The organism is Methanococcus maripaludis, assembly GCF_013760955.1.
Lineage (GTDB): Archaea > AGJL01 > Methanococci > Methanococcales > Methanococcaceae > Methanococcus > Methanococcus maripaludis_A.
In genome coordinates this window covers 254,872-280,674 of record NZ_JACDUL010000003.1, presented here as the reverse complement: position 1 = coordinate 280,674, position 25,803 = coordinate 254,872, and the positions used below count along the sequence as shown (strand labels likewise).

The 25,803-nt window shown below is 32.3% G+C and carries 23 protein-coding genes and 1 tRNA gene; 8 read left to right on the top strand and 16 right to left on the bottom strand.

Translation table 11 applies throughout. From position 1 onward, the window contains the following. Positions 1 to 130 precede the first annotated feature (130 nt). Positions 131 to 589, top strand: coding sequence for a hypothetical protein (locus HNP90_RS06765; RefSeq protein WP_011977551.1), 459 nt, complete (start codon positions 131 to 133; stop codon positions 587 to 589). A 37-nt stretch (positions 590 to 626) separates the two neighbouring features. Here HNP90_RS06765 and HNP90_RS06760 read toward each other — a convergent pair whose 3' ends face one another. The 8 genes from HNP90_RS06760 to ribK form a co-directional block, all read right to left on the bottom strand. Next, a complete protein-coding gene (locus HNP90_RS06760) occupies positions 627 to 3,029 on the bottom strand; it encodes a CDC48 family AAA ATPase (protein ID WP_011977552.1) in 2,403 nt (800 codons plus the stop codon). Positions 3,030 to 3,144: 115 nt separating this feature from the next. Then, positions 3,145 to 3,504 carry a hypothetical protein gene (locus HNP90_RS06755; protein ID WP_011977553.1) on the bottom strand — a complete coding sequence of 120 codons (360 nt, stop codon included), beginning with the start codon at positions 3,502 to 3,504 and terminating at the stop codon, positions 3,145 to 3,147. Positions 3,505 to 3,638: 134 nt separating this feature from the next. Further along, positions 3,639 to 4,448: a phosphoribosylformylglycinamidine synthase I gene (gene purQ, locus HNP90_RS06750; RefSeq protein WP_048060443.1), complete on the bottom strand. Its 810-nt coding sequence runs from the start codon at positions 4,446 to 4,448 to the stop codon at positions 3,639 to 3,641. A 9-nt stretch (positions 4,449 to 4,457) separates the two neighbouring features. Continuing rightward, positions 4,458 to 7,427, bottom strand: a complete 2,970-nt coding sequence (locus HNP90_RS06745) for a phosphoribosylformylglycinamidine synthase subunit PurL (RefSeq protein WP_011977555.1) — start codon at positions 7,425 to 7,427, stop codon at positions 4,458 to 4,460. Positions 7,428 to 7,602: 175 nt separating this feature from the next. After that, complete coding sequence (gene ribC / locus HNP90_RS06740) at positions 7,603 to 8,073, bottom strand: riboflavin synthase (protein WP_011977556.1); 471 nt, start codon at positions 8,071 to 8,073, stop codon at positions 7,603 to 7,605. 144 nt (positions 8,074 to 8,217) lie between these two features. Then, complete coding sequence (locus HNP90_RS06735; RefSeq protein WP_011977557.1) at positions 8,218 to 8,430, bottom strand: hypothetical protein; 213 nt, start codon at positions 8,428 to 8,430, stop codon at positions 8,218 to 8,220. A gap of 170 nt (positions 8,431 to 8,600) precedes the next feature. Further along, positions 8,601 to 9,344 (bottom strand): 3,4-dihydroxy-2-butanone-4-phosphate synthase, encoded by a 744-nt coding sequence (ribB, locus tag HNP90_RS06730; protein WP_011977558.1) that lies wholly within the window; start codon positions 9,342 to 9,344, stop codon positions 8,601 to 8,603. 120 nt (positions 9,345 to 9,464) lie between these two features. After that, positions 9,465 to 9,848 carry a CTP-dependent riboflavin kinase gene (gene ribK, locus HNP90_RS06725; protein ID WP_011977559.1) on the bottom strand — a complete coding sequence of 128 codons (384 nt, stop codon included), beginning with the start codon at positions 9,846 to 9,848 and terminating at the stop codon, positions 9,465 to 9,467. A gap of 108 nt (positions 9,849 to 9,956) precedes the next feature. On the opposite strand from ribK, the gene HNP90_RS06720 reads away from it, so the two are divergent. Together HNP90_RS06720 and HNP90_RS06715 are read left to right on the top strand one after the other, a co-directional pair. Then, positions 9,957 to 10,718: an MTAP family purine nucleoside phosphorylase gene (locus tag HNP90_RS06720; RefSeq protein ID WP_011977560.1), complete on the top strand. Its 762-nt coding sequence runs from the start codon at positions 9,957 to 9,959 to the stop codon at positions 10,716 to 10,718. Positions 10,719 to 10,732: 14 nt separating this feature from the next. Then, on the top strand, positions 10,733 to 11,353 hold the full coding sequence (locus HNP90_RS06715; protein ID WP_011977561.1) for an L-threonylcarbamoyladenylate synthase: 621 nt from the start codon (positions 10,733 to 10,735) through the stop codon (positions 11,351 to 11,353). Positions 11,354 to 11,425: 72 nt separating this feature from the next. Here the strand turns inward: HNP90_RS06715 and thiC are convergent, their stop codons facing one another. Beyond that, positions 11,426 to 12,706: a phosphomethylpyrimidine synthase gene (thiC, locus tag HNP90_RS06710; protein WP_011977562.1), complete on the bottom strand. Its 1,281-nt coding sequence runs from the start codon at positions 12,704 to 12,706 to the stop codon at positions 11,426 to 11,428. Between the two features lie 89 nt (positions 12,707 to 12,795). On the opposite strand from thiC, the gene dph2 reads away from it, so the two are divergent. Continuing rightward, positions 12,796 to 13,725 carry a diphthamide biosynthesis enzyme Dph2 gene (gene dph2, locus HNP90_RS06705; RefSeq protein ID WP_011977563.1) on the top strand — a complete coding sequence of 310 codons (930 nt, stop codon included), beginning with the start codon at positions 12,796 to 12,798 and terminating at the stop codon, positions 13,723 to 13,725. An 83-nt stretch (positions 13,726 to 13,808) separates the two neighbouring features. Then, positions 13,809 to 13,893 (top strand) — tRNA-Leu (locus tag HNP90_RS06700). A 267-nt stretch (positions 13,894 to 14,160) separates the two neighbouring features. On the opposite strand, the gene HNP90_RS06695 is transcribed toward HNP90_RS06700, so the two are convergent. The 5 genes from HNP90_RS06695 to HNP90_RS06675 form a co-directional block, all read right to left on the bottom strand. Further along, on the bottom strand, positions 14,161 to 14,823 hold the full coding sequence (locus tag HNP90_RS06695) for a tyrosine-type recombinase/integrase (protein ID WP_048060444.1): 663 nt from the start codon (positions 14,821 to 14,823) through the stop codon (positions 14,161 to 14,163). Positions 14,824 to 15,389: 566 nt separating this feature from the next. Beyond that, positions 15,390 to 15,614, bottom strand: a complete 225-nt coding sequence (locus tag HNP90_RS06690; protein WP_011977564.1) for a hypothetical protein — start codon at positions 15,612 to 15,614, stop codon at positions 15,390 to 15,392. A gap of 158 nt (positions 15,615 to 15,772) precedes the next feature. Continuing rightward, positions 15,773 to 16,129 (bottom strand): type II toxin-antitoxin system PemK/MazF family toxin, encoded by a 357-nt coding sequence (locus HNP90_RS06685; protein ID WP_011977565.1) that lies wholly within the window; start codon positions 16,127 to 16,129, stop codon positions 15,773 to 15,775. 1 nt (position 16,130) lies between these two features. Then, on the bottom strand, positions 16,131 to 16,367 hold the full coding sequence (locus tag HNP90_RS06680; RefSeq protein ID WP_011977566.1) for a hypothetical protein: 237 nt from the start codon (positions 16,365 to 16,367) through the stop codon (positions 16,131 to 16,133). A 316-nt stretch (positions 16,368 to 16,683) separates the two neighbouring features. Next, positions 16,684 to 20,694, bottom strand: coding sequence for an S-layer protein (locus HNP90_RS06675; protein ID WP_011977567.1), 4,011 nt, complete (start codon positions 20,692 to 20,694; stop codon positions 16,684 to 16,686). Between the two features lie 673 nt (positions 20,695 to 21,367). On the opposite strand from HNP90_RS06675, the gene HNP90_RS06670 reads away from it, so the two are divergent. Further along, positions 21,368 to 21,691 (top strand): hypothetical protein, encoded by a 324-nt coding sequence (locus HNP90_RS06670; protein ID WP_011977568.1) that lies wholly within the window; start codon positions 21,368 to 21,370, stop codon positions 21,689 to 21,691. Between the two features lie 1,333 nt (positions 21,692 to 23,024). Here the strand turns inward: HNP90_RS06670 and HNP90_RS06665 are convergent. Next, positions 23,025 to 23,252, bottom strand: a complete 228-nt coding sequence (locus tag HNP90_RS06665; protein ID WP_155810746.1) for a hypothetical protein — start codon at positions 23,250 to 23,252, stop codon at positions 23,025 to 23,027. Between the two features lie 227 nt (positions 23,253 to 23,479). On the opposite strand from HNP90_RS06665, the gene HNP90_RS06660 reads away from it, so the two are divergent. Then, positions 23,480 to 24,028 (top strand): hypothetical protein, encoded by a 549-nt coding sequence (locus tag HNP90_RS06660; RefSeq protein WP_048060445.1) that lies wholly within the window; start codon positions 23,480 to 23,482, stop codon positions 24,026 to 24,028. 97 nt (positions 24,029 to 24,125) lie between these two features. On the opposite strand, the gene HNP90_RS06655 is transcribed toward HNP90_RS06660, so the two are convergent. After that, complete coding sequence (locus HNP90_RS06655; RefSeq protein ID WP_011977571.1) at positions 24,126 to 24,797, bottom strand: class I SAM-dependent methyltransferase; 672 nt, start codon at positions 24,795 to 24,797, stop codon at positions 24,126 to 24,128. Positions 24,798 to 25,543: 746 nt separating this feature from the next. Here HNP90_RS06655 and HNP90_RS09355 point away from each other — a divergent pair. Continuing rightward, the coding region (locus HNP90_RS09355; RefSeq protein ID WP_220127162.1) for a hypothetical protein at positions 25,544 to 25,803 on the top strand (260 nt) is incomplete at its 3' end.

The following is a 25,803-nucleotide window of genomic DNA, read 5'->3' as shown; positions in this document are numbered from 1 at the left end:
ATTTAAACAAATATATAAATTTATATGGATATATTGGTAGTTTAGTTGATTTTTCGTTTAATTTTGGCTTTAGCATAACTATAATATATGAAACTGAGATATTACGTCATTAAGACTTCAGGTGGCAAAAATGGAATTTAACAATAGCTCATATTTTGTAGATACGTTTTCAGAAAATAGTTCAATTTCATCAATGATCAAAAAATATGAAGAAAAGCTTTTAGGGCTAGAAAAAGACTCTTTCAAGGTAAACGACCCCTATAAGTATATAAAATTTTGTTTATACTCTATTTTAATATTTAGGATACTTGAAAAAGAAATTTCAAAATTAAACCTTTCTGAAGAAGAACTAAAGACCGTAAATCTTCTTAAAAAATATAAATACCGTGAATTTGAAGCCCCTTATGAGGAAAACTATATTAAATTTACAGTATGGAAAAACGAATCAGGAATATTGGTTTATCAGTTAAGTGATTTAAGGGATAATATCTCTGCAGGGGAAGGATGGAACAGGATTTATTCTGACTATGCAATTCGCCCAGAATATTTTAAACAGGTTAACCAAATTATTTCAAAAATAGTAGAATAAAAAAATTAATTAATATTTGTTTATTTTTTTATCTTTGTTATTCAGTATTTTCAGAAGTTTCAATTTCAGATACTCCTGTAGTTCTTCCATACTCTTTTGCAAGGTCCCTATACTCTTCCATGTCTTCATCTTTTACCGAAGGAGCAATTCTTTTGAACGCTGCTTCAAAATGCCTTAATTCAACATGTTTTGAATTGATGTCTTCTCTTAGTGCAATCATTGCAGCTTCTCTACATAATGCTTCGATGTCTGCACCTGTGTATCCATTAGTTTCTCTTGCAAGTTTTTGGAGATCCACGTCTTTTCCAGTAGGCATTCCTTTTGTGTGAACTTTAAATATTTCAAATCTTGCATTTTCATCAGGAATGGATACCAAAACAATCCTATCGAGTCTTCCAGGCCTTAAAAGTGCAGGATCTAATAGGTTTGGTCGGTTTGTTGCAGCAATAATTACAACGTCTTTTGGTTCTTCAAGACCATCGAGTTCAGTTAAAAGCTGGTTTACAACTTTTTCGCTAACTCCGCTACCGCCAAAGCTCATTCCTCTTTTTGGAGCTATGGAGTCAATTTCGTCAAAGAAAATGACTGTTGGTGCAGCCTGTCGTGCTTTTCTAAAGATTTCACGGATCGCTTTCTCGCTTTCTCCAACCCATTTGCTGAATATTTCAGGACCTTTTACGCTGATGAAATTTGCTTCACTTTCGTTTGCAACAGCTTTTGCAAGGAGTGTTTTACCAGTTCCTGGGGGACCAAAGAGTAATACTCCTTTTGGAGGCCTTATTCCCATTCTTTCAAACATTTCCCTGTTTTTAATTGGCCATTCAACAGCTTCTTTTAAGTCCTGTTTAATGTCTTCAAGTCCACCAACATCACTCCATTTGATATTTGGAACTTCTACCAATACTTCTCTTAATGCTGAAGGTTCTACTTCTTTTAAACCGCCCATGAAGTCGCTTTTAGTTACTTTAATATTATCGAGTACTTCTCGCGGAATTTCTTCTTTTTCGAGATCGAGATTAGGAAGCAATCTTCTCAAAGTTTTCATAGCAGCTTCTTTTGAAAGAGCAGCCAGATCAGCACCTGCAAATCCATGGGTCTTGTCTGCAAGTTCTTTTACCATCATCTGGTTTAATCTTACTTTTACTTTATCTTCTATATCTTCATCTTTGAGTATTTTTTCGATCTGTTCTCCAGAAGGTATTTTTTCAATATTTTCAGGGAGTTTTTTAATTTCTTCGTCTGAAGGTACTTTTTCAACCAATTTAACTATATTTTCAATTTTACTTCTGTCAAATTCCCCGATAAGTTCATTTAATAGGGGAATTACTTCATCTTTCTCATAATCTGGTTGAAGTGGCATATTTCTTGTATGTATCTGTAAAATTTCGTTTCGTGCATGTCTGTCAGGAATTCCAATTGTGAGTTCCCTGTCAAGCCTTCCAGGTCTTCTTAACGCCATATCGATTGAATCAGGTCTGTTTGTAGCTGCAAGAATTACGACCTGACCTCTACCTTCTAGACCGTCAAGCAATGTCAGGAGCTGAGCAACCATTCTTCTTTCAACTTCACCGCTTGCTTCATCCCTTTTTGGAGCAACTGCATCAATTTCGTCAATGAATATAATTGAAGGCGAGTTTTCTTCCGCTTCTTCAAATATTTTTCTTAAATTTTCTTCGGTTTCACCGACGTATTTACTCATAAGTTCAGGACCATTGATCGTGTAGAAATTAGCACCTGCTTCATTTGCAACAGCTTTTGCAAGCAATGTTTTACCTGTTCCTGGAGGTCCTGCAAGTAAAACTCCTTTTGGAGGTTCAATACCTAGTTTCTCAAATAATTCAGGATGTCTCATTGGAAGTTCTACCATTTCCCTGATTTTTTTGACTTCTTCTTTTAAACCACCAATGTCTTCGTATGTGACATTTGGAACTTTGGTTTCTTTTAATTCTGTAACAGGTTCAGTTTTTAACTCAATTTGAGTGTATTCGTTAATTTTTACCGGTCCTTTTGGATTGGTACCTGTTACAATGAATGGAAATGCAGTTCCAAGTACTGCAATGACTACCCTTGAACCCTTATCTACAACCTGATCTGTAAGCCTGCTCCCAACATAACTTTCAAATCCTGTGCTGAATCTTACCGCTTGCATTGGAGCTAAAGTTACCTTTTTAGCTTCTTTTACTTCCACTACAGTAATTTTTACCTTATCCCCAATACCTGCTTTAGTATTCTGTCTCAAAAGGCCGTCCATTCGTATGATACCTTTACCTTGGTCTTCAAGGTAACCTCTCCAGACAGTCGCGTAAGTTTTTTCCTTTCCTGCAATTTCTATTGCATCTCCGGCTTTTATCGACAATTTTTCCATTGTTAATGGATCAATTCTTACAATTCCTTTACCTACATCTCCCTGATAGGCTTCTGCAACTACTAAGTCTACCATATACACACCTCGCAAGTATAATTCGATAAATGTTGATATTTTTTATTAATTAAACTTAATAATCATTTGAGGTTCTATATATAGATTTCGGTTATATATTATTAATTTATTCGAATTATTCTCCCCCAGCAGGGTCGTGAATGTGGTATCGGTAGTATCTCGTAAATCCACAATTTCTACATCTGACATATATTCCATTTTCAGTAATTAAAATATCTTGAGGTCCAAACTCGCCGCATCGGGCACAATCTATATCTTTTTGCAGTACCCAGTTATCGTATTTTCTTTTAACGCTTAATTCTTCTTTTAACAGACTTTCGTCTTCAATATCTGCTTTTTTAATTACGTAGTATCTTGTAGCATTACAATTACTGCATCTGACTAACGCCTGATTTGGATAAATTTCAATAATTTGATCTGCAACTTTTCCACAACTGTAGCATTTTGTAGAATGGCTTAACTTCCAGTTTTCCATGAAATCCCCCTTTTAGTTATAAATTTAAAATATGTGGGCGAAATTATTTATAAATTTCTAAAAAAGTTAAAATTTCAAATTAATCTACTGAAAAATGTTTAAAAAGAGTAGTGGGGTAAAAAACTGGTTTTTAATTATTTGTTGAAGTATTCAACCGCATTTTTAAAGATTTGAATATTGCTTTCAATAAATTCTGGAATGATTTCTCCATTTCTTTTAGCAATTTCTTTTTTAAGTTGATATTCTGGTTCACTTATTGAGTAAAGTGACCTTTCAGGGTGCGGCATTAAACCCATGATTCTTCCAGATTTATCACAGATTCCTGCAATATCGTAGTAAGCACCGTTTGGATTTAATGGGTACTCTTTGTTAGCAGGATTTCCTTCAGAATCGCAGTAAGTAAATACAATCTGTTTATTTTCTTTTAATTCAAGGTAGGTTTTTTCATCGCAGTAAAATCGGCCTTCCCCATGGGCAATTGGGACGTGTATTATATCGATTCCTTTTGTAAATACACAAATGGATTCGTTTTCTTTAATATGCACCCACCTGCATTCGTACCTGTTGTTTGTGTTTGCTTCAAGGGCACTAATTCTTTCCCCGTAATCGGTTGAAGGAAGTGCAAATAATCCCAGATTGGTCATTACCTGAAAGCCATTACATATTCCCAAAATCAATTTTCCAGAATTAATAAATTCTTTTAAATCGTCAAATAAGTTGTTTTTAATTTTGTTTGCAAATGCGTTACCTGATCCGGTATCGTCTCCGTATGAGAACCCGCCCGGAAACATGATTATTTCGTAATCTGCCATTTTCTTTTTTCCAGCGATTAAATCGTTAATGTGGACAATGTCCGTTTTTGCACCCGCTTTTTGGAATGTGTGGGCGGTTTCTGTTTCACAATTTATGCCGTATCCCGACATCACAAGTACTTTTGGAACCACTTTTATCACCTAGAACTCCTCAAATCTCCTTCTGTATACTTCGTCCATGTTTTCAAGGCTTGAAGTTATCACAATATCTTCATTATTCTTGATTATGAATTCTTTTTCAGTAACTTTACCTATTTTTCCGATTTTGAATTCTTTCATTAAATTTTCAAATTCTTTTTCATTTTCAGGAGCAATAGTAACTATAAATCTTGATTGTGTTTCTGAATACATGATTTTTTCAAATTCAAGATTTTCATTTGGTGTTTTTGATAAATCAGCTTCTATTCCAAGCATACCTGAAATTGCCATTTTTGCAAGCGTAATTACAAGTCCCCCTGCAGCGACTGATGCACAGGAGCTAAGTATTCCATTCTGGCTTAATTCGTACATTTTTTTGTACAATTTTCTTGCAGATTTTGCATCGACTTTCGGAGATTTTCCACCAACTTCATTAAATGCATGGTAGAATTCACTTCCCCCGCATTCGTCTTTAGTTTCTCCAATAACGTAAATTAAATCGTCTTTTAATTTTAAATCCATTGAATTTGTATTTTCCACGTTATCGATTACACCAAGGGCAGACATCATCAAAGTAGGGTGCACCGAGATTTTAATTGGATTATTATTTTCGTCAAATCCTTTGAAATCGTTAAACATACTGTCTTTTCCAGAAATTAATGGGGTTAAGTATGTTTTTGCGTAATCGTAGCATGATTTTGCAGCATCTTTTAACTGGTATAACCTTTCAGGCTCATCTGAACTGCACCAGCAGAAGTTGTCCATTATCGCGATATGGTCGATATTTCCGCCAACTGCAACACAGTTTCGAATTGCGGTATCCATTGCACATGCAGCCATGTCATAGCAGCTAATTTCGCTCAATCTTGGGAAAAGCGACTGGCTCATTACGAGTCCTTTTTTACTACTTAAAAGGGGCCTTACAACTGAAGCAGTTCCATTTACTCTTCCTTTTCCTTGAAGTGGTTTTATTACCGAATTATTTTGCACTTCGTGGTCGTATTGTTTTGAAATGTATTCAAAACTGCAATTGTTGTGGTTTCCAAGTACTGTTTCAAAAGTTTTTAACTGGTTTTCAACAGCAATTTCTGGTTCGTCTGTTTTGTAAGGGTAAGGTTTTGTTATTAATTTTCTTTTTGGAAGCCCGTTGTGTAAAAAGTCCATATTTAAATCCATAATGGTCTTTCCATTGTAATTTACAACGGCTCTATCGGTATTGTTAAATTTACCAATTACAACAGCTTCAACGCCCCTTATTTTCATTAAATCCATGAATTCTTCTAATTTATCGTCTGGAACGGATAGTGTAACTCTTTCCTGTGATTCACTTATCCAGATTTCCCAAGGTTCGAGTCCAGGGTATTTCAAAGGAACTTTTTCGAGTTCTACAACAAAACCGCCACATTCTTCAGCCATTTCCGCAACCGAACAGGAAATTCCACCAGCACCGTTATCAGTAATGCTGTTGTAGAGTCCTTTATCTCTAGCTTCTTTAACAACTGCATCCGAGAGTTTTTTCTGGGTAATCGGGTCTCCAATTTGAACTGCTGTTGCAGGGCTTCCTTCATCCATGGCTTCTGAGGAGAACGTTGCACCGTGAATTCCATCTTTTCCAACTCTTCCACCAATAACTACGACGTTATCTCCGTTTTCAGCCGCTTTTTCGTGGCTTAATCTTCCGTCTGGAAGTTTTCTTGGAATTAAACCGATAGTTCCAACGAATACGAGAGGTTTTCCCTTGTAAGTATCATCAAAGTAGACGAATCCGTTAGGGGTTGGAATTCCTGATTGGTTTCCTCCAACATTTACTCCGTGAACGATTCCATCAAGTATTCTTCTTGGGAGTAGTGATGGATTTGTTTTGTTTTGTCCCCTGTAAATTATTTCTGTATCTTCGGGCCTTCCAACGCAGAATCCGTATTTATTTGCAACAGGGAGTGCTCCAAGACCAAAACCAACAGTATCCCTGTTAACTCCAACAATTCCGGTAATTGCACCACCAAATGGGTCAAGTGCTGAAGGGCTGTTGTGGGTTTCTGCCTTATCAGTCACCATCCATTCATCGTCAAATATGATTCCACCGGAATTATCTGAAAATACGGAAATACAGAAGTCTTTTTCGCCGAGTTCTTTTCTTATTTCGTATGTAGCATTTCTTATGTATTTTTTAAAGATTCCTTCTTCGATATCATCAATTTGTGATGCAAAAATAGTATGTTTACAGTGTTCTGACCATGTCTGAGCGAGTGCTTCTAATTCAATGTCTGTTGGATTTCTGCCTTCTTTTTGATAGTATTCTTTTATTGCGGTAATGTAATCGAGGTCAAGTGCAAGAGGGCCTCGTCTTTCGCCAGTTTCTGGATCCAATATCCCTTTTTTACCGATTTCGATTAATTCATCGTCGCTTACATTTAAATTAATTTCAATAACTTTTGGTTCAGACGTTAAATTTACTTTTGGGATAATGTAATCCATTCCGCAGTCTTTAACGTAATTATCATAAGTTTTAATGTGATATCTCTCGATTAAAATGTTGATAAGCTCTTCTGCAATTTTTTCAACGTCGTGTTTTGCTAAATTTCCGTTTAAATATATTATTTTTGATGAAAATACCTTGCTGAGTCCAATATCGATTTTTAAAAGATCGTTAATGATTTCAGTGGTCGTGTTTGCAACGTTATCGGTAACTCCTGGTAAAAATCCAAGTTCAAGTGCCCAGTCGAATTTATTGTTAAATGGAACATTTATTCTTGAGGTTTCCGTTACAGGATTGTGAAGTGAATTTGCAATTTTTTCAACATCTGCAATTGAAAAATCGTAGTTTATTGTGTAGACCTTGTTCACGTCTACGGATACATTGAATCCAAGTTCGAATAGCTTTTTTTCAATCGATTTTGCTTCAGAACTTTTTTCTTTTGTATCAATCTCTATTCTGTATATTTTTCCGTTGTTTTCAGCATTAATCGTTTGCATGAATACATCCCTCGTAGTAAATTAAGGATAATAACAATAATCTAGTGTATAAATTTTTTCTGTCGATAAACGTGAATAGAATATAATAAAACTAGATGAATTCAAGGTTTAAATAAATAACATAAATCCTGAATTTTTAAAATATTTTAAAGTTAAGAATTAGGAAAAAAGTAATTTATTTTCTTGCAGCTCCTGCATCCTCAAAGCCCTGTCTCAAACCTTTACCCGCACTTTTTTGCAAAAATTCCGGTTTAAAAAGCATGTAGTATACGTTTTCAGCATGTTCTTCAGCCCTTCTTTTTGCAAGCCAGTCTAATTCTTTTCCATCTTTTGCCTCATCTTCATGAACAAAAACTTCAATAATATGTTTATTAGTAAGTAATTGGGCCATCATCAATCCCTGGGAAGCTTCATGGGCACAGACTTTGTCTTTATCCTTTCCACCCGGCATTCCAAGGGCCATTGTAATTTCACAGCCCTGTTCTTCCATCAATTTTTTACATGCAACAGGAAGGTCTTTCATTCCCGGAACAGTGTACCTTATTATTTTAATACTGGAAGTCATTTCGTTTAGTTTTTTAATTGCAGCAGATGCCATGTCGACCCGTGCAAATGTCGTGTCTGCAATGCCTACTTTGACTGTCATGATTATCCCCATAATTAAATTGAATCTACAAAGTTATAGCATATTTAAACTATAAAAAACATGTCACGAAATTGATAACATTAAAAACACATTTAAAAAAGTAAATTTAAAAAAGAAATAATATATTTAAAAAGCAATGAATAGTTATTTTTTACTTTTTTTAGCTTTTCTACCTTTTTTAGCTTTATTTTCTCTTTCTTCAATTTTTGAAATTGCGACGTGGTAAAGTTCCCTATAAGCGTCTGCTTTACTGAAAAGTTCTCTAATTTTAGTTTTATTCTTTTTAGCCTGCACAGTATGCTTCATTTTAAAATGCATGGCCCCAGATCTCATATTTGATGGTAAAATAAATTCCATATTCCCCCTCTGGTTTTTGTTGACGATAATAAATTTATTTTTAGGGGTATTTATCTATATCCATGAATTAATAAATACGCTAAATATATCAAAGAAAATTCCTAAAAAAAAGCAATTATTGGGTAAATTTTAAAAAAAGAAGGTAAATTCAGTTGAATTTAAAAAATAAATTATTCTTTTGAAAATTCATTGAGGTAGTATTCAATTAATTCTTGACCGTTTATTGTAACGAGGTTGTTTTCTTCAGCATACTTTTTAACTAGGTCTTTTGACATTGCTTTTCCGTTATCGCCCATCATTTCACAAATGGTCGTGATTGGGGTTAGTCCGGCCATTTCTGCAAGTGCAACAGTCATTTCTGTATGTCCTTGCCTGTTTTTAACGAGTCCTTTTGTAGCTCTTAAAAATGCAACGTGGCCAGGGCATCTGAATTCTTTTCCAAAATCGTTAAATCTTTCTTCACTGCAGAGTTCTGTTATTTTTTTAACAGTTAATGCTCTGTCGTTATCTGTAATTCCGGTGAATGTTTTTCTGTGATTTGCATAAAGTGCAAATGTTGATTTTTCATCGTATGGAATGTCATTTGGATATAATTCTTTTAAAACTGGGAATTTTTCAGCTGCAACATCTAAAATGTCAACCATGAATGGAATACCGAGTTTATCACAGAACTCTGAATGAAGACAGGTGCAGATCAAGCCTCCTGCATTTTTTCTCATTTCGCGAATGTGTTCGGGGGTGACGAACTCAGACGCTACAACCATGTCGGTTTCTCCTTCTCTGTCATCGCTATCGTAAAGTAATACTATTTTTCCACTTTTTAGAGCATCAATTGCTTTTTCGACGTTACTGATTTTTTCATCTCCAGATATTTTTATTTCTGAATTTCTCGCATTTTTTAAATCTGTAGTCACATTATCACTCTATTATTTTTAAGTTTTTACCAATCTGTTTTTAAGACTATATATCTGTTAGGATACGGATTTGGGATTTAAAAATAAAAATAAAAAAAGAGCAAAATTGATGTATTAATTTTAAATTACGATTTTTACAACATCGGAATTATTCAATGATAAAAATTTTCTTAAATGAACTGGTGCAATAAGTTCTAACGTCTTTTTGGAGTGATCGGTCTTTTTTGGAGCAACAATTGCGCAATTTATCGAATGCCCAGATTTATCAAATAGTTTTACTAAAAGTACCTTTCCGCCAAAGTATTTTTTCCCGTCGATTTCAAATCCATCAAATTCTATTGGATTAAATTCATCTAAATTGAAATTATGCTTTAATTTTACATTCAAGGTTCCTTCAAACGGAGTAAATCCAGTTAATTCTTTAAATTTATTTTTGTACGGGGTTAATCCAACAAAAAACCTACCTTCTCCAAGTCCGCTTACGACATTCCCAAAAATTTCCAAAAGTGTCACCGTCACTATATATAATTTGAAACCGTTAGTATTTATTCAAAAATATTATCTAATAATTTTATTTTATCGCATAAATATTTGGTATATTTGGGTGATTATTTGATTGGCATCATTGGCGGAACAGGAATTTCTTCGATATTAAACAAGGGCGAAGAAAGAATAATTGATACAAAATACGGAAAATCTAAAGTTTTAATCGATAAAGAAAGTGATGTTGTATTACTTTTTAGACACGGGGCTGAACACAACACTCCACCACATAAAATAAATTATCGTGCAAATATCTGCGCTTTAAAGACACTTGGCGTTGAAAGGATCTTAGCATTAAGTTCAGTTGGATCCCTTCGTGAAGAAGTGGTTCCAGGGGACTTTTTAATTCCAAACGACTTTTTAGAATTTACAAAAGCAAGAAAAGGTACATTTTACGATGGAGACGATGGAAAAGTCGTTCACATTGATGTAACTGAGCCATACTGCCCAGAATTAAAAGAAGTTACAAAAGAAATTCTCAAAAAAAGAGATTACAAGTTTGATGAGGGAGTTTACGTTTGTACTGAAGGCCCGAGATTTGAAACAAAAACAGAAATTCAAATTTATAAAAATTGGGGGCACGTTGTTGGAATGACAGCGTATCCAGAAGTAGTTTTGGCAAGAGAAATGGAAATGTGCTACACTTCAGTCTGCAATGTTTCAAATTATGCGGCAGGAATTTCTAAAAATGTTTTAACAGTCGATGAAGTGTTAGAAACTTTAAAAGAAATGGAAGAAAAGATTTTAAATGTTGTTGACGACTTTATTAATTATGAATTTGATGAAAGAACATGTTTTTGTAAATCTGCACTTGAAAATGCGGTAATGTAAAAAAAGGGATATTTATGAAAACTTTCGAGATTTCGGAAAGTAATCTCAAAAATTGTAATGATGAAATAGAATCTGCAAGAAAAATGATATTGGATGGAAAAATTATTCTTTGTGGGACTGATACACTTTACGGCCTTTCTACAAATGCTTTAGATAAAAAGGCAATTGAAAAAATCTATTCAATAAAAGAAAGGGATCCAAATAAGCCAATTTCGATAAGTCTCGGTGAAAAAGACCAGATTGAAAATTACGTTTATGTTGATAAACCCGCAAAAAAAATAATCGAAAAATTCATGCCTGGTCCAATTACCGTTATTTTAAAGAAAAAAGATATAATTCCTGATATTTTGGGAAAAAATGATGTCGGAGTTAGGATTCCTGATAACGATGTTATAAGAAAGATTGCAATTGTTCCATTAACAACGACAAGTGCAAATATCAGTGGAAAAACTGCCCCAGCATCTCTTGAGGAAGTTGATTCTATAATAAAAGAAAAAGTTGATTTAATAATTGATACCGGCCCATGCAAATACAAAGTTCAGTCTACGATCGTAAAAGTGATTGACGGCAAAATAGAATTGATAAGGGAAGGTAAAATCCCATTTGAAGATATTTTAAGAACAGTAAAAGAATAATTTTTTTATCTATTTTTGTAAATTTTAAAATTTTAATTAAAAGTTAATAAAAATTAAAAAATCAGTTATATTTTATCTTTTTCCAAGTTCTTCGACCATTAAAAGGGCGCAGTAGTCTCCACAGACACTGCATGCTTTTTCATCTTTTGAAGGAATTTCTTCTCTCATTTTTCTTGGTTTATCGCTATCAAGCGCGATTTCAAACTGCCTATCCCAGTCGTGTTTTATTCTTGCATCAGCCATTTCTTTTTCAAGTTTCCATGCGATTGAATGTCCTTTTGCAACGTCTGCAGCTTGTGCAGCAATTTTTGATGCGATTAATCCTTCTTTCACGTCGTCTTCTTTCATGAGCCTTACGTGTTCAGCAGGAGTTACGTAGCAGAGGAAATTTGCCCCACTAACTGCTGCAAGAGTTCCACCAATTGCTGCCGTGATATGGTCGTATCCAGGTGCTAAATCTGTTACAATCGGGCCTAAAACGTAGAATGGCGCATTTTTACACACTGTTTTTTGAATTTTCATGTTTGCTTCGATGTTGTTGTATGGGACGTGTCCCGGTCCTTCAACCATTACCTGAACTCCTTGTTCCCTACATTTGTCCACTAGTTCTCCTAACGTAATTAATTCCTGGATTTGGGCTCTATCCGTATTGTCCTGTAAGCATCCAGGTCTCATTCCATCCCCGAGGCTCAAAGTTACGTCATGTTCTTTTAAAAGTTCGAGCAAGTAATCAAATTCTTTGTAAAGCGGGTTTTCTCTGTCGTGGTACATGATGTATGCGGTTAAAAATGCGCCGCCCCTACTTACTACGCCCATTTTCCTTGGATCGTTATTCAATGCGTTAACAGTCTGTTTTGTAATTCCGCAGTGAAGTGTCATGAAATCAACACCTTCTTTTGCCTGCCGTTCAATCACGTTAAATATTAAATCCTCGTCCATATCGATGACTCTTCCGTACTTTTGTTTTGCATCAACACCGACTTCATATATTGGAACGGTTCCGATTGGAAGATTCGTGTTTTTAATAATCTCTTTTCTGATTTCTGGAAGATTTCCGCCGGTACTTAAGTCCATAATTGCATCAGCACCGTATTTATTTGAAATTTCAACTTTTTTAAGTTCGCAAGCGATATCTACAAAATCTGGAGAAGTTCCAAGATTTACATTAACTTTAGTTCTTAAATTATCGCCAATTCCAACTGGTTTCGTGTTTCTGTTTACGTTTTTTGGAATTACGACGTATCCTTTCGCAATCAGGTTTTTGAGTGTTTCAACATCCATTCCCTCTTCATTTGCTACGAACTTCATCTCTTCGGTAATTATTCCGGATTTTGCGTCAGTCATCTGGGTCATAATATCACTTTTATAACTTTAATTAAATAGTATTGAATCATCTGTATTAGTATGTAGTGATTATTTAAATAAATATTCGAAGTGGTATTATGTGGGATTTAGAGACAGATAGGGTCTTAAACGAGATAAAAACAAGAAATGCGAGAAAAGTATTATTTCAAGCACCTGAAGGACTTAAAAGGGCAGTTGAAAAGGAAATAGAATTTTTAAAAACGAAAGTTGATGCAGAACTCATGATATGGGGCGAAACCTGTTTTGGTGCGTGTGATCTGTGCGATGAAGAAGTTAAAATTTTAGGAATAGATTTAATTATCCATTACGGGCATGAAGAACTTTCATACGTTCATTCAGAAATTCCCGTAGTATTCGTTCACGCTTATTTTAAAGAAAACGAGTATTTTTTAGAAGATGTTGAAAATATCGTTAAAGAAATGGAAAATCCGACCGTTACGACAACTATTCAATTTAAAAAAGCGCTTTCAAAGTTCAATCCCGTTGTAATTTTGGGATGCAAGGCTCCGGTTGAAAATGCAGAAAACGTCCTTTTTGTTGGAACTGGAATATTTCACCCCTTAATGATGGCTTATAAACTTAAAAAAACTGTTAAAATTTATAATCCGGTTACAAGGAAGATTTCTGAAATAAGTGACCAAGAGATAAAAAAACTGATAAAATTGAGGATCGGGCGAGTTTCAAAGTTATTATTAAATCCACCTAAAAAAATTGGCGTGGTTTTATCGACCAAAAAAGGACAGTGCAGGTTAAAGTCATTTGAAAATGTAATTGAACTTTTAAAGAAGAATAACATTGAATACATTCCAATAGTTTTAAACAACTTATCACAGAGCTATTTAATTTACAAAGTCGACGCATACGTGATCTGTGCATGTCCGAGAATTGTGATGGATGACTACCAAAATTATGAAAGTACGTTAATTACTCCAGAAGAACTCAGAATGTATCTTTCAAACGACTTTGAGTACAAATTCGATGAAATTTTGGAGAATAATTTCTACTAAATTTTTTAATTTTAAATTTTTCAAAAAGGAAAAGTATATATATTAGATATCTATAGGTATAGATGCAAGCAATATGTCTCATTGGAGGGATTGCCAAGCCTGGTCAAAGGCGTCGGACTTAAGATCCGATCCGGTAGCGGTTCGAGGGTTCAAATCCCTTTCCCTCCACTTTTTTTAAAATCAACTTCAAAACGAACGTCTTTTTTGATATATGTCGTTTTTTATTGTCAGTTTATTTCTATCTCGATGTTACATCGTCTGTTATGTCAATTTTTTCAAAAATTTACCATCGGACTAGCGATTTCCGGAGATACCGGATCGGACTTTTTTTTGGTCGTTAAAAAAATATGCCCAAATCGGGCTCTATTTTTGAATTAAAGGATTTCATTAGTCCGATCCGGTTTAGTTATCTTATTCGACACGATATGCCATATTTTACCATATATTTGATATATATCTGTTGAATACATCTTTTCTATCTTTTCCGTGACCCAACTGAACTGATACTTCTTCACATGCCTGTTTTATTGTTTTTCCTTCATGGCGTAATTTATTGTACAATTTCTGTGCCCACAATTTCCGAATGGCGTGAACAGACGTTTTTGCATCTTTGTAGTCATTTATTCCGTGAAACTCGAAAACCCGATATATGAATTTGTTGACCGAATCATTCTTTAAAGGGCAGAGTCTCTGATTTTCATCAAATTGATTCTTGATTTCTTTTAAAAATTTCAAATGCAATTCTGCAATTGGAATGTCTCTACTGAGTCCACCTTTACTTCGATGAATATGCAAAGTCCTTTTTTCAAAATCAATATCTTTGGCCATGATTTTGGTAACTTCGGAAACACGCAGTCCAAACATCAAAGCAAATCTAACCCCAATCGCAGCCTTTGCAGTACTGTTTTTACAGTAATTTAACAAAAGTTCAGCATGTTCTTCTGTCATCGTGATATCCCTCTTTGATTTTCCAACCAAAGATTGGGGAATTACCACATTTGAAACCTTCATTGCACATGATTGGAATGCATGATTTACGCAAAGTGCAATTTTTTTAAATCTTGCACGATAATTGTAAAGAGTTTCAGTTGTACACACATCAGCTTTAAAGTTTAAGAATTCTTGAATGTGTACTTCATTAATGTCTTTTAATTGATTGATTTCTCCATGATTTTCTTTTAAAAATCTAAAAAAAACCGATCTGCTAGTTTAATAAATGTATTACTCAACAATTTTTTTGTATTCTGTCAGATCAACAGTTTTAAATTAATTCATTATGAATAATGAAATGAAATTAAAATCGATCAATTAATCGAATTTCCGAAAATAGATTAAATATAGTTTGATTTTAAAAAAACAGCAAAAATTTAAAATTTTTAAATATTTTTAATTAATAATTCAAATATTGTTAAAATTAAGTAAACCTTATCATGTTGTTCAATATCCAATAATCTTACAGTATTTCCATCAATTTCGTAAACTATGGCATAAGATGATTGAACATTGGCTCGTCTTGATCACTGCATATCACCACGTAGTGGCTTGTAGTGTTCGGGATTTTCCAGAATTTCGCTTACTTTTTTATTTACAGTTTCTATAAATTTTTTTATCACAAGAATGCTTTTTTATTTTTTTTATCGGCTTTTTTAGAGATTAGTAAGTCATTATTTTAACCCATAGTGTTTGGCAAAATCCTTAACTGGAATAAACTCTCCTTTTCGAATTTCTTCTAATTTTTCAAGGTATTTTGGCCTAACTTCGGATCCTTCGACAACATATTTCATGAAGGTTTCAATCTGTTTACCCATGTTGAGCCCCCTTTCGTCACAATATTCCGAAAATTTTTTAACTACTGTTTCATCAATGCTGTAAGTTCTCTTAACGTTCATAGTATCCTTTTCAAGTTTTATATTTACATGGGAATATTTATTTACACATAATACCTTTTCAAATTTAGTTTTAAATTTTTTTATAAAGCATCAAAAACAACAAGATATGTCATATTTTTAAATTTAAAGAATATAGTGGTCTAAAAAAAAAGAAAATTTTATTCTATTGAATCGAGTTCTAACTGAAATTTCAAAGATTCTAAAATACTGTTCTGAATGATTGGATTTGTTATAGTCCCTATTTTATTATTAATGCGACTTTTGTCAACAGTTCGTATCTGGTGACACAGTGCAATGGATTCATTTTTAAGTCCTGTATCCTCAATTGGAACCAAAGTTTCATTTGGATAAATAATTCTTCCATTTTTATGGGTGGTTATAGGAATTATGTTTAAAACAGGTAATATTTCGTTTAATTCAGTTCTACTTATTATAATTGAGGGTCTTTTTTTGCCTTGTTCAGAACCAATCACTGGTTCTAAATCTATCCAGTAAATATTCCATCTATCAAACAAATTACCAACCTACTGAATCAACATATCTAAAATCTTCGTTAATTTCTGAAATATCTTTTAAATACATTTTATCCTTGGCTGCCATTTTCATTAATTCTAATTTCTGAGACAATGTTAATTCAGATGGATTTGCAGTAATAACTATCTCTATTTCTTCATTTTCTTTTAAGAATTTTGGAAGTTCTATCGTTACTTTATGATCTCTTGGGATCTTTATTTTTTGAACTGTTTTAAACATATTTACCACTTGAATTATTTTTAATTATTCTATATCTATGTATTTTCTGTTATAAAATATTTAATAATTGATTATGTTTCAAGTTCATTACCCCATATATGGGCAAGTAACAGGTTTTAAAATACGTTTTATTTTTGAACTGACTAACACATGTTCATGTGTTAGTCATAAATCATTATTTTATCATTAAATACTTTTTTAAATTTGGTTTTAATTTTTTAAAAAAACATCAAAAACAACAAGATATGATTTTTTTACTCAAAAAACATTTAAATCCAACTAAAAAATAAAAAAAGAAATATTTATATTTGGATAATTATTCAGCTATAACAGGACCGGTTTGTGTCCATTCAACAATTATTGGTTCTTCAGGAAGTTCTTCCAAAGTTTTAAAGTATTCTAATGCAGCATCTGTTCCGTATCGATCACTTCCTGCAATGTAGATTACTTGGTAGGTTTTTATGAGGTTTTCAGAATTTACTTCGATATCCTTAATTTGAATGATTCCTTTATTTTGTCCAGGGAATTCATTTGTAATGTGTATTTCAAATTCTGAATCGTACTTGTTGGCGCAAACATTGGCTTTAGGCCCCCCAACAATCACTGTGTTTCCAATAAGTTCATAATTATATCCACTTCTTATGTTACTCCATAAATTCAGTGCATATTCTTTATCCACGAGGTTTCCATAAACAATTATTGATTTGGTTACGGCTTTTCTAATTGATTCTGAGTTAAATGTATATTCGTCATCTGAATTCAAAGCTCCCCCACCAAGGCCCCCTCCGCCACCGCCGGAAGTTGTTGTGGGAATTGTAGATGAGAATTTAACTGTAACCAATGGATCATTTACAAGAGTTATTTCTAAAATTCCAGTACTTGGAATTCTGTACCAACCAATTGTGCTAGAAATATTATTTTCTACCAACGTAACGTTTTCTGATCCTGTATTTACAATGATTTCATCAAGAGTTAAGTTTCCAATCGGAAGTCTAACGATTAATATTCCTTTTTCGGAGGTATTTACTGCATTAAATGTGAAATTTGCGTTTACGCTACCACCATTATTTTCAATCAGGTACGTAATGTTTGATACATTAAATCCTTCATTTAGTATTTCCACAAAGGTATTATTGGTAAAGTTCAAGATATACGAAATATCTTCTTCGCTTGTAATAGTGATATTGTTAAAAAGTTCTGTTTCATTGGTTAAATTTTCCATTTTTTCCAAGGTATCTTTAGGTAATGTGATATTTTCCAATTCTTCAAGTAATGGCAAATACAAGCTATCGTTAGTGGTAAAATCTATTTTTGAAATATTAAATTCACTATTTTCAATAATTGTAGTGTTTGTTATATCATCAGTTAGATAGATAATCGAAACATTTCCAAAAGTTTCTTTTGTGATTGCAGTAATTATTTCGGATTTTGAAATATTTGATATAGTTTCATTTTTGGAATTTACTAAACTAAATGTTAAGTTATAATCTCCAGGTTTGCTGAAGTTCAGTTTCCACGTCATGGACATTAAATCGTTTTCGTAAACATTTGGAACGCTAAACGAACTTTCTGGCCATAACGCAGTATTTATAAAAGTTAAATTATTGTTGGTAAAACTTACGTTTCCAGGCCCTGTCGCACTTACCAAGTATTTAACATCCTCGTACCTATTGTCCATTGCAAATTGAATGCTCATTTTATCAGAATATTCATCAAAATCGACTCTAGCATAATTTGCAATTTCAAATGTTTTGAAATTATTGATATTATCTACATCGTTTCCTACGTATTTTAAACCCATTCCAACGATTTTACTATCTGAAATATTGTTCTTAAATTCCAAACCCGATATGGAGGCCACGATACCACGGGCTTCCCAATCTGGCAAATATTCTTTACCAAATTCTACATGAGAAATATTATCCAATATTGCTAATTCTACAAATCCTTTATTTTCATCTATATCGATTATTGCAGTATTTGCAATAACCCCAACATCCATACAAATTATTTTAAATGGATGTCCTTCCTCCACAGTATCAAATTTTGATGCAACAGTTCTTCCATCTTTTAAAATCTGTATTTCTGCTTTGTATCCTCCTGTAACATTCAAAACATTGGTAATGTTTACCAAATATCCATTTCCAAGGTCATAAGCCATTCCTTCTTCTAAAACTCCTTTAAATACTTCTAAACCTAACGTTATCTGGTTGTCATCACTATTCACGTCAATAACAACCTTTTCGTTACCCAGAATCGGAATTTTTGTACCCGTGGCTAAAGTTACATAATCATTGACGGTATTTCCAGATTTTTGATTTTTTACTGCTAGTGTAGTGTAAAATGCACTGTTATTTTTTATTTTTAAGTCTGGATTTTCAGCACTACCAAAAGTAGTATTTAAATCAGTATTGATTACTGCTGAAACAGACTCAAATGTCTGAACTGTACCTGTATATTGGCTGTCAGATGAATCATATCCAAAGTACCAGTTCCACATGTTGGCATTTTCAATAACTTTCATGCCAGGTATTTCTCCAAGATTGCAGTAATTTTTATGTATATCACCAATTGATGCATCTTGAACATCATATTCAGATATTTTTACATTTTCAGAACTTAAAAAGCCGAGTAATCCTTCAGAATATGTCTCATTCCCTGTAGCGATTATAAATAATTCATTATCCGTACTAAACGTACCGTTATTTTCCCATATATTTTCAATTCTGTTGGATTCCAATTTTCCCGTAACATTAAGTGTTAAATTAATTTCTGTTTCTTTTCCAGAAATAATTTCTTCAGGAATTTCATATTTGAAGTCGTAGTTTGGGTATTTGGGATCCAAAACCTTGATTAAAACAGAACTGTGATTTCTAAACACCCATGACGTATCTGAAGTGTTTGTTGCATTTACCAAACCCACTGTTATTTTGTAAGTTCCTGCCTCAGTGAATTTTAATTTCCAGCTAGATGCATTTGAATATCCATTAAAAATGTCAAAAGACTCATCTGGCCAAATACTATTGTTTATAAAACTAAAGTTTCCGTTAGTAAAGTATGCATCTCCGGGTCCTGTCGTGTTAATTACATACTTAACATTATTGCAAGTGTTTGATAGATTTCCAACATCAGAAATTGCAAATTGGATGGACATTTCTCCATTTTCTTTGTCGAATTCTAATTTTGTATAGTTTGCAATATCTAATTCTTCATTAGAGTTAATATTGTTAATTATATTGCCGACGTATTTCAAAGCTATACCTACGATTTTACCTTGGGCAATAGTATCGTTTGATAATTTAAGTCCAACACCCGGAATTAGATCAACAGTGCATGCTTCATAATATTCAGAATATTCTTCACCTAAATCTAAAGTAACCAAATCTTCTGCGACAAAAAGTTGTGCATAACGAGTTCCATTTTCATCTCTAAATGCATCGTTTACAACAACCCCTATATCCCCACAAATTAGGTTTATCTGGGTACCGTTTCCATCCACAGTATCAAATTTTGAGTCAATAACATTTCCGTCTTTCAAAACCTGTATTTCAACCTTGTAATAATCAGGTTCTTCAAATAATATATTCGATACTTTAACAGAATAGCCTTCCCCGATATCCTGTTCGGTACTGTTTTTCAGAATTCCTTCATATAATTCATTACCCAAAACAACCTGATCATTGTCACTATCGAGTTTTACAACTAGCATTTCTTGACCGAGGAATGGTATTACCATACCTGGGGAAAGGGTGCCGTAAGTATTAGAATTTTCCCCATCTCCATTTTGAAATACTATTGAGGCATATACCATTCCATCTTCGTCAACTTCTAAATCTGGTGATTCGCTAAAATTACTCGATTCACTATTAATTAACGCTACAATGATTTCTGATGCTTCTAAATCATCAGAATACCATTCAAAAGGATCTACCTCCCAGCTTCGAGATAACAACATTAATTCGCCTAAATCCATTGAAATATCGGCATTAGTTATATCAAACAAATCTGTTGTATTTGATGTACCATTTACAAATGAAAGCATGCCTTCACTATAACGGTCATTTGCAGCAGCAATTAAAAGCACACTAGTTAAATTTGCAGTTACTGCTGGATCATCTGCCCATATATTTTCAATTTCGTTCGAGGTAGTCCTGTCTATCGTGTTGAATAATATATTAAAATCTACCTCTTCTCCCGAGACTACATACTCGGACGATGGTTCATTGTGGTTTATGTCAATTAAAAAATCTAAATTGTAATATTCAGCACAGCAAGAGTTTAAAACAAAAAGCGTTACCATGCATACCATTAAAATCTTCAATTTCAAAGGTATCACCCCATAATTTTTAAAAAATACCCAATTATTGTAGGATTTAAAAATATATATTAATTTCCTTATTGTTCTCATTAATTAGATTAATCGTCTAAAATTAGCATTAAATTTTATGAAAAATCAAAAAATCACCGGATCGGACATTCTTACCGTATCGGACTAAGTCCGATCCTGTTTTCAAAAACAAATGAAACGAGTTTTGTAAAAAATTGATAATATCGATTAAAAAATTGTTATTTTTCACAAATCTCAAAAATAATGCGTCCGATCGGGTAAATATTCCTTAAGATCCGATCCGGTAGCGGTTCGAGGGTTCAAATCCCTTTCCCTCCACTTTTTGAAATAACGCACTCTTTTTTGGTTTCTTTCAAGACCGTGGGTTTTTAACAAGATTTAGCTTTTTTGCAGTATTTTACATCCAAAGGACCCGGAATTGTTCCTCAAACTATATCTGATTTTTACCAATGGCACCGATTTTGATGGTTTTTCACTAGTCCGATCTATCGATTTTCAAAAATCCTGAGTCCGATCTATCGAGTCTATTTTTAAGAATTTAAAAACGGTTTTTACAGACTTATACACGATTTAACGAACAAATTATTTATATTTCAAATAAAAAACCTTTCATGTAGTATATTACTATCAATAACTACGTGAGGGGTTTTAGATGATTCGAATATGTCCAAAGTGTTTGAAGGCTGTGGTCCATTACGATAAAGAATACATAACTGGAAAGGTAAGGCCAGTTTTTGTTGATACAGAAAACAAATGCTGTGGATACCTGCAGACCGAGTCAGTATTCGATAATGCAAAATGTTCCAAAATGCAATTATTAAAAACTCAAGCTGGAAAAATATCAAAACAACTCAACTTATCTGAAGAGTTGAAATATGAATTCTTTGAAAACCTGAAACGCTTTAAAAGAGATCATAATGAGTGGAAAGATTATCGAGTACTTGAAGAGGCATTAAACGTGGGCTATCGACATTAAACATAAAACTTCAGAACGAACAGGCTATTCTTAAAAAGAAAGTTAAAATATAAGTATATTACCTTTTTAAAAAAGAAAAAAGAGATCTAGAACAATTCAACAACCCCCCAGAAATTGAACTGTTCTCGTGGTCTATGACACCCATTTAACAAACGATGAAAATTACTCCCCGTTTCCCAAGATCTTTCCCACCTCGGGTAATATAATTTTTGAAAATAGTATTACTTAAACTTTTAGGGTAATCAAAACCAATACGTCGGGTTAAAAACGAACTTAAATGATTTTTAATTTTTCTTTTTTAATGTTTAATTTCAACAGTATTATATTTAATTTGAATTTTTTAACAAGTAATATGTTCATTGTCGTATATCATGCCATTTTTTATTTTTAAGTTGCCCCATATCTTTTTGATTTTTAATTAAAAAAACTAATTAAAATAATTTGTTTATGTTTAATATCCTGCATAATTGTCATCACTGTTTTTAAAGTTTTAAAAAGATATATTGGGGGCCAAAAATATTTTTAAGAAATTTAATATATTCTGGGGTAATGAAGTTTTTACAACATTAGTCGTAAGTTATTAGTAGTACTTAGAAGATACCAAATATTGGAACTTCGGTTCCAATTGGGTTGTTATTATGGGGATTTTAACTTCTCGAGGATAGATATGGAATACTGGTGCAGTGATATACTGCACTGGTTTTATTCCGTTTTAAAATAATTCTTTTTTAAATAGTTTTAAGGTTTAAAACAGTTTAGATATTCAAGATCAAATTTCGATTAAAATTTATTGTAAAGTCAAAAAGTAGATACGATAACAAAAAAATCTTAATTATTTGATATAAAAAAAGTGATCCTGTTTTAGCAATAAATGGGGATTTAACCATATCAAGGATATTATTAAAATAAATATCTTAATAACTAAAACAGGATCTAAACTAAATAAAACTATATTTTATAAATACATTTCGTAATTGGGATGAGTTTATGCCGTAAAAGTTACAACAGAACGATAATACTGATTAACTTGTAGGTAAGGGCCCACAAAGTGCATAATACTTTAAAAAATCTACAATTTATATATTAAATTAATTAATATGTATTTGATAAAAATTTTAATTATCATTTTTAAAATAAATTTTAAGAAAGTTATCGTGGAATTATACTTCAATTCCAAAGGATCTTTTAAAAAAATTTGAAAAATTTTTCAATTTAATTTGTGTAGGGTATCCGTTTTTTAATCTATTTTTTTACATCGTAAAATTTAAAATCTAGAAACTATCGTGAATATGGTAAAATTCAAAAAAAAAGAAATTTAAAACAGGCTTGATCTTTAAAATATAATTTCCAAAATTGCAATCCCAATTATCGAAACAAACATGAAAAAGCCCAATAACACATAAATGTCGTGAGATAGTTCATTTAAAAACGGATTTCTAAATACAAATAATTGAAGTGTCGCCAATATAATGAATGCTAAAAACATTACTAAAAGAACGTTAAACAGCATATATGATATATCTTTTCTAAAATATCTTTTTATTCGAGATTCAATGTTCATTTTAATCCTTCGCCCCAACAATATATTATTTTTGACATATTCTAGCTACAATATATCTTATTTGCGATTTAATCGAATAATGATGATACTAAGATTTCAAATATGGTTTTGTTGTTAAATTCTAGACTTTTTAATTGGGACAAAATCAACATTTTTAAATATATTTTTAAAAATAGGATAATTGGGACATAATTATTATCTGGGACTTTGAACTTTTTGGTGTGAAAATGGATATGAATGAACTTCAAAATTCTATTTTAGAAAAAATGTATTTGGAATATCGTAGGGGAAATTCGAGCCTTCAAAGAAAGGATTTTAGGGGTATTGAACCTGAAGATAACACATTAGATTTGATATTTAAAAATCTGAAATCAAAAGGATATATTGAAATAAAGTCAAGAGTTCAAACTACTGTCGGAATTTTTTATATCGTAAAATTATCAAAAAGCGGAATTGCATTTATTGAAAATTCACAGTATTTTAAAAATAAATTTCCTGAATTTAATCCAGTAATCTGTGATAATGATATTATTTTTGGAATGGGTAGTGAACATCTAATTACAATACTGCCTTTTAAAGAAGTTTACAATGAAATTAATGATAAAAATCCTGAAAAAAGGTTTGAAATTATCAGAAACGTTAGGATAATTGAAAAAGAACTTTCAAACGAAAAAATTGAAAAATCAAACATCAAAAGTGCGTTAACTTATTTGAAATCGGATGCAGAATGGATTTTAACAAGTGTATTTGGTGCAATAATTGCAAGTTTTGAATAATTTCTTTAACTGGTGTTTGAATGTATTCGATTGATATCTCTATTTTTATAATTTTTTAAAAAATAAATTTCCATTAAAATTTCAAAAAAAAAGAAAATTATTTTTTAAGTCCAACAAAGACTCCATACAGCCTATTTTTATAAACTAGCATTACATCATCATAGCCTGTAGAATTCATCTTTTCGGTAAAAGCAGAAATTTTATCGAGATAATCGTGGTTAGCATCTCTCTTTTTTATCATTGAGTCTGCCTCTTTTTCAGACATATTATTTTGAAGCATAGCCTTATGCCACCAAGAAAGAATTCTAGCCTCTTCTTCCTCAGTTTCCCCTAAAAATACATCTCCATTTATGAATGCCCCTCTTGGATTCAATGAATCGTATATTTTGCCAAGAATATCCGTTCTGTCATCATCTGGAAGGTGGTGTAGGCAAAGAGTTGATAAAATCACGTCAAATTTTCCATCGCCCCATGCTTCACGAAAATCTCCTTTAATAAATTTTACATCGGAAAGTTCAGGTTTTCCTCTCGCAACATCTAACATGCCTTCTGAAAGGTCAATACAAGTTATTTCTGCTGAAGGGTTCAATTCAACAATTCTTGTAGTTAAAAACCCAGTACCACTACCAAGTTCAAGAATTTTGGTATTGCCCTCAGGAATAAATGAGAGAACAGCACCAAAGAAATCTTCTGATGAAGGGACTATTTTTATTATCATGTTCTCATACGAATCTTCAATTCCATCAAAATGCTCCTTTCCTTTGTCCATGTCGACCACAACCAATTTTTAAAATGTTTTTGTAAATTAACGTTGATGAAGTATGCATCTTCAATACAAAATCACGCCAATTTTTAATGCAAGTTAGTTTTAACCTACGTTTAATTTACCCTCGCTGTTTTGCAATGTTCATATGCCATATTATGTCATAATGTATATATTAATACTATTCTTTAATTTATAGGACTATTATTTCATTAATTATAAAATATTATTATACTTTTAAAATGTATTTTCGTCAATAATACTTGCGATATTGCAAAAAAAAAACGATTTTTAGGAATTACTGGATTTTTAAGAGAATAATCTTACATTTAGAAATTAATAGTTTTTAAATTATCTAAAAACAGCTATTGGACTATTTTTTTAAATTTTAAAAAACGTTGAAGTCTGTTCAACATTAATTTATAAATCATAAGTTTAGCTAGAAAATCATATATATTACTATTTATTCAATTTTATTTGTATTTTTACAAAAAAATTTAAATTAAAATATATTGGAGGTAGGACAAATCGGGAGTTTTGGGTGATCAGGTAATTAACTGTTCAATAAAATCCAATTAAGCAAATAATTATAATAAATCTGTTTTCAATAACGAAAACCCTAAAATAACGTTAATATTGATTTTTTAGGCAAAATACTGGTTTTAACGATTTCAAAATTAAGAACATCGACTAAACATTAAAAACCCCTTTAAAAAATTAATCAGGCCTATTTACTAAATTCAGGTGAACGAATGCGGTTTAAAAATATATTTTTGATAATAATGAGCGTGCTGCTTTTATCATCTCTTACAGCAGTTTCAGCAGATGCTGGAGACGATGGTAAAGTTAGGGTAACTTACATCTGCTACACCCCAAACGAAGCTCTTGAACTGGCAAGCGAGTCTAACGACTACCGCGACCTTATAGAGTACACGTTTATCGATTACTTAACAGCTGATTATTCAGCCCTTACAAGTGACGTATTAAATGCAACAGAGTCAGGATTCCTTGA